This is a genomic window from Mycolicibacterium houstonense, assembly GCF_900078665.2.
In the GTDB taxonomy this organism is placed as follows: Bacteria; Actinomycetota; Actinomycetes; order Mycobacteriales; family Mycobacteriaceae; genus Mycobacterium; species Mycobacterium houstonense.
The window spans coordinates 5398622-5406316 of the sequence record NZ_LT546207.1 but is presented as its reverse complement, the minus strand read 5'-3'; the positions used below and the strand labels follow the sequence as shown (position 1 = coordinate 5406316).

At 68.0% G+C, this 7695-nt stretch carries 7 protein-coding genes; all 7 read right to left on the bottom strand.

Annotated features, from left to right (window positions below):
• Positions 1-38: 38 nt before the first annotated feature.
• Complete coding sequence (locus BN4332_RS27255; RefSeq protein WP_066902569.1) at positions 39-545, bottom strand: isoprenylcysteine carboxyl methyltransferase family protein; 507 nt, start codon at positions 543-545, stop codon at positions 39-41.
• The gene (locus tag BN4332_RS27250) at positions 545-1612 is read right to left on the bottom strand and encodes a type III polyketide synthase (protein ID WP_235654215.1); all 1068 of its coding nucleotides are present in this window, start codon (positions 1610-1612) and stop codon (positions 545-547) included. The genes BN4332_RS27255 and BN4332_RS27250 overlap by 1 nt, the downstream gene beginning before the upstream one ends.
• 52 nt (positions 1613-1664) lie before the next feature.
• Positions 1665-3098: a M28 family metallopeptidase gene (locus BN4332_RS27245; protein WP_066902565.1), complete on the bottom strand. Its 1434-nt coding sequence runs from the start codon at positions 3096-3098 to the stop codon at positions 1665-1667.
• Complete coding sequence (locus BN4332_RS27240) at positions 3095-4603, bottom strand: M28 family metallopeptidase (protein WP_066902563.1); 1509 nt, start codon at positions 4601-4603, stop codon at positions 3095-3097. The genes BN4332_RS27245 and BN4332_RS27240 overlap by 4 nt, the downstream gene beginning before the upstream one ends.
• Positions 4604-4970: 367 nt before the next feature.
• Positions 4971-5630 carry an ABC transporter permease gene (locus tag BN4332_RS27230; protein ID WP_235654214.1) on the bottom strand — a complete coding sequence of 220 codons (660 nt, stop codon included), beginning with the start codon at positions 5628-5630 and terminating at the stop codon, positions 4971-4973.
• A complete protein-coding gene (locus tag BN4332_RS27225) occupies positions 5627-6538 on the bottom strand; it encodes an ATP-binding cassette domain-containing protein (RefSeq protein WP_066902561.1) in 912 nt (303 codons plus the stop codon). The genes BN4332_RS27230 and BN4332_RS27225 overlap by 4 nt, the downstream gene beginning before the upstream one ends.
• 124 nt (positions 6539-6662) lie before the next feature.
• Positions 6663-7676: a Ppx/GppA family phosphatase gene (locus BN4332_RS27220; protein WP_066902559.1), complete on the bottom strand. Its 1014-nt coding sequence runs from the start codon at positions 7674-7676 to the stop codon at positions 6663-6665.
• Between the last annotated feature and the right edge of the window lie 19 nt (positions 7677-7695).

Here is a 7695-nt window from a genome sequence, read left to right as displayed (position 1 = left end):
CAGCCCGGCCGGGCCGCCGCCTGCCACGAGCAGATCGATCACGTGAGTCCTTGCAGCGCTTCGTTTTCCACCCGGATCCGGGTTCGCAGGAGGGCGGCGTTGGCGATCGAGAACACCGCCGCGGTGATCCAGGCGCCGCCGGCCAGTGGCAGTGCCGCGCCCTCGGTGACCACCGCCACGTAGTTGGGATGTGGCAGCAGCCGGTACGGACCGTCGACCACGCGCGGGGCGCCTGGTACCACGACCACCCGGGTGTTCCACTGCTTGCCCAGCGTGGTGATGCACCACCAGCGCAGCGCCTGGGCGGCCAGCACGACCGCGACCATGGTCGGACTCAGCACCGGTTTCGGGCGCCGCCGCGCCTCCAGCACCGAACCAACCAGGAGCCCGGTGTGCAACGCCACCATCACCGGGTAGTGGCCGGCCCCGAACTCCTTGCCGCCCTGGGACTTACTCCATCGCAGATTGCGTTTGGACACGACCAGCTCGATCACGCGCTCGACTGCGACGAGCGCGATCAGCGCGGTGAACCCCTTGACCTTCATCAGCGCCAACGCAGCAGGACGAGTTCCGAGCAGAAGCCCGGACCCATGGCCATCAACACGCCGGGGGTGTTCGACTCCGGCCGTTTACGGATGGTGTCACGCAGCACGTGCAGCACGGAGGACGACGACAGGTTGCCGACATCCGCGAGCGACTGCCAGGTGAGATCCAGTGCGTCCTCGGGCAATCCGAGGGTCTCGATGATCGCCTCGATCACCTTCGGCCCACCCGGATGACTCACCCAGGCGGATACGTCCGCGACGGTCAGACCGTGATCGCCGAGGAATCCGGCGACGTCATCACCCAGGTAGCGCCCGACGAAACTCGGGACTTCGGCACTGAGCACGATCTCGAAACCGTCGCTACCGATGTCCCACCCCATGGCGTGCAACGAGTCCGGATACAGATGGCTGCGGGAGTCGAGCACGTCGGGTCCGGTCGGGTTGAGCTTCCTGGCCCGTTGCTCACCGACCGCCACCACCGCGGCGGCGCCGTCCCCGAACAGCGCGCCGGCCACCAGCGTCGGCATCGCGGGATTGTGTTTGCGGGTCAGCGAACACAACTCGGCCGACACCAGCACCGCCACCTTGTCGGGTGCGCCCCGCAGATAGTCGTTGAGCCGGGCGATACCGGCCGCGCCCGCCACGCAACCGAGCCCGAAGATCGGGATCCGGCGCACATCGGGACGCATCCCGAGGCGGCCCGCGATGCGGGCGTCCAGCGACGGCACCGCGGCTCCGGTGACGGTGGTGGTGACGATCAGATCGACGTCCTGCGGGCGCAGACCCGCCTCGTCGAGCGCCCCGGACAGTGCGGCACAGCCCAGTTCGGTTGCGTGTTCGATGAACAGGCTGTTGCTCTCACCGAAATCGTCGAGACCGGCGTATCGCTCGAGCGGCAGGACCAGATACCGGCTGTTCACTTTCGCGCTCTTGTGCAGGGCCCGCACCATGTCTTCGGCCTCGGCGTATCCCGGCAGGTCCAGCAGGGCCCGGGTGACCTCGTCCTGGGTATATCGATGGGGAGGAAGGACAGCGTGGACGCCGGCAATCGTGCTGTGGCTGGGCATTCTCGCGACGTTAATTCCCATACCTGTACTACGGGGGCCTACCTTCGGCGGTTCAACCGCGGTGACGCTTGTCACGTGCCGGCACACCGTTGGGACCGTCGATCGACTTCGCATACGTACCGACGGTGAAGGCGATCGCCGAACCCATGGTGCCCAGGGCCCGCGCATCCACGTTGTCGATGGTGTCGCGGGCGGTGTGATAGTTCGGGTCGAACGCCGAGCCGGCGCGCCCGCCCCACAGCCGGGCTTGAACCTCGGTCTTGCGCTGTGACGATCCGGTGGTCGCACCGCCGATGGGCACGCCGGCCAGCAGGAACGGGTGATAGTCGGTGGTGCCGCCGATCGGCATGTCCGCGGGCCGCACCCCGGCCAGGTTGAGGTATCCGGCCATGGTCCGTTCGATGCCCGCCGAGCCTTCCGGCATGGGCTTGGGGTCGGTGGCCTGACCCGACTGATCACCGTCGTAGGTGAAGAACCCGGCGTTGGGTGAACCGACCATGTCGAAGTTGAGGTAGAGCGCGAGATCGTCGAGCTGGTCGAGTGGCAGATTACGCACGTACTGCGTCGATCCGTCCAGGCCCATCTCCTCGGCGCCCCAGAACGCGAACCGCACCGCGTTGGCCGCCTTCGGTGAACTGCCCAGTTGGAGCGCGGTTTCCAGCAGGGCGGCCACGCCGGAACCGTTGTCGTTGATACCCGGCCCGCCGCCGATGCTGTCCAGGTGGGCGCCGACCAGCACCACGTCGGCCGCAGAACCGGTCTTGGTCTGCGCGGTCACGCTGCGGGACTTGACCATCTCGGCCATGCCGTCCAGAGTCAGCCGGACCGGAGCGCTGGTGCGCCGCAACGCCGCATCGGCGGTCGGGTCGATGATGCCGACCGGGACGGTGAGTTCGCGGTAGTAGCCAGTGGTGAACAGCCCGCCGGGCACGGGCCGCCCGGTGTTGACCACCAGCAGGCCCACCGCGCCCTTGGCCAGCGCGGTGTTCTGTTTGACCACAACCGAACACCCGGAATCGTCGACCACCGCGATGGCGCCGGAGATGTTCAGTGATCCGTAGTCGGTGGCCGAACATCCGGATGGTTTGCCCGGGCGCAACGTGGGCGCGTTGAGACCGCCGGGCTGGGTCTTCACCAGCATCGACGCCTGGTCCACCTGGAACTTCCGCCCGGACACGGTCAGCGCCGGGTTGCCCCCGCGCATGGTGCCCATCCGCTCGAACTCGGGCGTCTGTACGTCAAAGCCCTTGTCTCGCAGGAGTTGCGCCACGTATTCGACGCTGGCGTCGTAGCCGGGGCTGCCGACCGCCCGGTTCCCGTCGTTGTCGTCGGCGATCTGCTGCAACTTGCGCAGGTGGGTGAACATGGCGTCGACGGTGATCTTGCCCGCCAGTTCCTCCGGTTCGAGCGCCGTCGTCGACGATTGTGTCGAGCACCCCGCCAGGGCGGCGCAGAGCAACAGCGCAGCGAGTCGCCGCGCCGTCACTGTGCGGGGATCTGATGACGGGTACGGTCCGACCGGACCGGTAAACCGTTGCGGCCCCGCTGATCTTGGGCGTACAGCCCGACAGCGAATGCGACTCCCTCACCGTGTATCTGCAATGCGTCCCGGTCCACGTGCTCAAGGGTATCGGTGTTCTTGTGATAGTTGGGGTCGAACGGCTGGTCCACCTCGCCACCCCAGAGTTTGGCTTCCTCGGCATCCATCTTGTCCTCGGCGCCGGAGAACAACCCGCCGGCCGGAATGCCGGCCAGGGTGAACGCGTCATAGTCGGACCGGCCGTCAAAACTCGTGTCGCGCGGGGTCTTTCCGGCATCCTCCAGGTATGCCGCCAGGGTACGCTCGATGCCCGCCGAACCCTCGGGGACCCGCGGTCGTCCCTGTTCTTCCAGGGGCGCGGACTGGTCGCCGTCATAGGTGAAGTAGCCCGGGTTCGGTGAGCCCAGCATGTCGAAGTTCAGGTACATGGCGATGTCCTTGAGCTCCTCCACGTCCAGGCCTTCGACGTAGTTGGTCGAGCCGAGCAAACCTTCTTCCTCGGCGCCCCAGAACCCGAACCGCACCATGTTGGCCGTCTCGGGTGAATTGCCCAGTTGCAACGCCGTTTCCAGCACGGCGGCCACGCCCGAACCGTTGTCGTTGATGCCGGGACCCTCCGGCACGCTGTCGAGATGCGCACCGACCATGACCACGTCGGCGTCCGACCCGGTCTCGGTCTGCGCGATCACGTTGCGGGTGCGTTCGGTGCGCACCCCGGCGGTGAGCTTGAGCGTGACGGGCCCGGGTGCGTTGCGCAGCCGGGCGCCCTCGTCCTTGGTCACGCTGATCACCGGGATCTTGACATCGGTGGTGCGGCCCAGGGTGCCGCCCATCTTCTCGTCGTTGTTGGTGTTCACCACGATCATTCCGACCGCACCGCGCTCGGCGGCCACCGCCTGTTTGTCCGCGAAGGCGCAGGCCCCGCGATCGACGAGGACGACCGCACCGGCCACCGGCAGCCCGTCGTAGTCGGCGGCCTGGCATCCCGGGGTGTCCTCCACCTTCGCCGGCACCAGCGGCGCGTTCAGCCCGTCGGGCGCGGTGCCGATGGTGAACTCCAGCGGCTTGGCGGCCACCGGCTGGCCGCCCACCGTGACCTGCGGATCCTCGGCGAAGGGTAGACGCACCTCGAACTCCGGGGTCTCGACCTCAAAGCCCTTGTCCCGCAGGGTGTTGACGACATAGTCCACGCTGGCGTCGTACCCCGGGGTGCCCAGCGCCCGGTTGCCGCCATGGGCGTCGGCGATCTCCTGGAGCTTGGTCAGATGTCCCATCATCGCGTCGGCCGAGACCTGTCCACGCAACTGGTCGGCGAACAGCACCGCCGACGACGACGCGGACTCCTGGGATTTCTGCCCGTCGGTCTGTAGTTCGGTCTTTGCATCACAGCCGGCCAGCCCCACGGTCAGCGCCAGCGCGCCCAGAACCGCCCCCGTCGAAGTACGTCGCATTGCACCCACGGTAGCCGGTGCCATGAACTGCCCGGCGATTAAATCGGTTGCCTGCGGATTTGCTGTGGTGGCATGGTGTTGCTCGGCGCCGGCAGGGAGGCAGGCCGAACGGGGTACCGCGACGTTTCTGTGAGTTGCTTGCGGCGCCATGGCACAGGTAAAGGGCCTGAGGTTCGAATCCTCTCCACCAACCCCGATACCGTCGCCGGAGTCACGCAGTCAGCGGCCTTGCGGCCCGCATCCGCCGGAACGGGGGTGCGATGCCCCGCCACTGGTCGCGTCCGGCGGCGGTATCCCTTTGCTGCACAGACACATACCCCGGAAGGAGGACACGACATGGGCATCTTCACGTTCAATCGAATCACCGTCACCGCAGGCCAGTGCGCACTGGAATACCGTGACGGCAAGCTCGCGCGTGTCCTGCCGCCGGGCCGTCACCGCATTGATGTGACGGCCGCGGTGCAGCGGGTCGAGCTGCGCGAGCAGGTGTTGACGCTGGCGCCGCAGGAGGTGCTGACCTCGGACGCGGTGANAACGCGCCGACCGCCACCCCGAGCACCGCGGCCAGCGCGGCGTACAGCGCGAACCCGCCCGCCACCCGCCACGTCGCGGTGTTGGCCATCGACAGCTGGGTACCGACCACCGGGTCGGCGACCATCCGGGCCACCAGCACCGAGGCCAGCACCATGAGCACCGCGCACACCGACGAGAACGCCGCACACACCACTGCCTTGGCGGTCAGCACCTGCGTGCGGTTCGGGGTGGCCAGCAACGTGGTGCGGATCAGGCCGCTGCGGTACTCACCCGTCATCGTCATCGACGACAGCACCATCAGCACCGGCACCCCGAACACCGCCACCCCGAGTGCCGCCTTGGCCGGGGTCAGCGCGCTGTAGTGGTCCGCGGTAGAACCCTGCAGGGCGGCGAGCCCGAGACTGAGCACCGCCACCCCGACCACCGACCACAACGGCGAGCGGGTGGTGGACAGTTTGATGCGCTCGGCGTCCAGCGCGGCCAGGGCGCTCATTGCTGACCCGCCCGGAAGTCGACGGCGTCATCGGTGAGCTTCAAATATGCCTCCTCCAGCGAGGCCTGCCGCTGGCTCAACTCGTGCAGGGCGATCGCGTTGCGCGCGGCGAGGTCACCGATCACCTCGATGGCCGCGCCGTGTACCGCGAGCGCGTCACCGTCGGCGGCGGCGTTGACCTCGAAGCCGGCGTCGGTGAGTAGTTCCCGCAGCGTTTCCAGCTGGGGGCTGCGCACCCGCACGGCGTCGGCGGAGGTGCCGCTGACGAACTCGCTCACCGTGGTCGAGGCGATCAACTTGCCCTGCCCGATCACCACCAGCCGATCGGCGGTGTTGGCCATCTCGGCCAGCAGGTGACTGGACACGAACACGGTCCGTCCCTCGGCGGCGAGGCTGCGCATAAGCGTGCGGACCCAGTGGATGCCCTCCGGGTCCAGGCCGTTGACCGGTTCGTCGAACAGCAGGACCGGCGGATCGCCCAGCAGGGCCGCGGCGATCCCGAGCCGCTGGCTCATGCCCAGCGACAGCGTCCCGGCGTTGCGGTCGCCGACCGAGGTCAGCCCGACCGTCTCGAGCACTTCGTCCACCCGGGTCGCCGGGATGCGGTTGGCCGCCGCGATCCACCGCAGGTGGTTGCGGGCCGAGCGGTTCGGATGGGCCTGTCGCGCATCGAGCAGGGCGCCGACGGTGCGCAACGGATCGCGCAGCTCGCGGTACGGCTTGCCGTCGATGGTCGCGGAGCCGGCGTTGGGATGATCCAGGCCCAGGATCAACCGCATGGTGGTGGTCTTTCCCGCGCCGTTGGGCCCGAGAAAACCGGTGACCACGCCGGGTTCGACGGTGAACGTCAGATCGTCGACGGCGCGGTGGGTGCCGTAGAGCTTGGTCAGCCCGGCCAGTTCGATCATGGCTCCCATGGTGTCAGTGCCACCCCCTTAGAGAGCTGTACCGAGATTGTGTGGCTGCTCACCTCACGCATCAGGGCTTGTCTGCGCCACCACCATATCGGCGATCGCGTTCAGGGGGCAGTGTCTAGGACTTACGCGGCAGCGCGTGAATTGTCGCCACCTCGTTGGGGCCGTCAAATCGCAACAGCTGCAACGCCAATTCACTCTCGGGCACCCGCAACGACGACAGGTACTCGAGCATGATGCCTTCGCGCAGCGCCCACGGGCTCACCTCGGCGGCGGCGATGCCCAGGCAGCGCATCGTCTCGTAGGCCACCACGGCACCGCCGAGCACCTGCCAGGCCCGAGACGGCTTGATCCCGCGGAATTGCGCGCGCTCCTGCACGTCGACGGCCATCAGCTCGTGGATCGACCGGCCGATCTGTGCCCTGGTCACCGTGCGCCGGATGAACGGACCCTTGCGGCCGCAGGCGGCGCCGCCGAACCGCGCCAGCTGTTTGAATGTCTTGGACGTGGCGATCACCCGGCGGGGCGTGCCCTCCCACTGCACCCGGTTGGCCACTTCGCGTACCTGGCGACGCACGTGCCGGCGCAGATCCTTGATCTGTGCTCGTGAGGGTGGGTCAGGCCGCAGGAAGTCCGTGCTCACCCGGCCCGCGCCCAGCGGAAGTGTCACCGCCAGTTCGGGTATCGCGTCGCGGCCGAACGCGAGTTCCATCGAGCCGCCGCCGATGTCGATGTTGAGCAGCCGGCCCGCCTGCCACCCGTACCAGCTGCGCACCGCGAAGTACGTGAGCCTGGCCTCCTGTTCCCCGGTGAGGAACCGCAACCGCGTGCCGGTCTCGGCCGCGACACAGTCCAGCACGTCATCGCAATTGCTGGCGTCGCGGATCGCGGCGGTGACGAAGGGATACAGCTGATCGACGTGCAAGGCGTGCGCCGCTTCGATCGCCGTGCGCACCGCGGCCACGATCCGGTCCAGCCCGCGCTGGCCGATCGCCCCTTCGATGCTGGCCTCCTGGCCGAGCCGGGTGGGAATCTTCACCCCGCGCAGCGGCAACGGCGGAGCACCCGCCAAGGCATCCACCACCTGTAACTGCGCGGCGTTCGAGCCGACGTCGAGCACTCCCAAACGCATGAGAGTGGATACCCGCGCA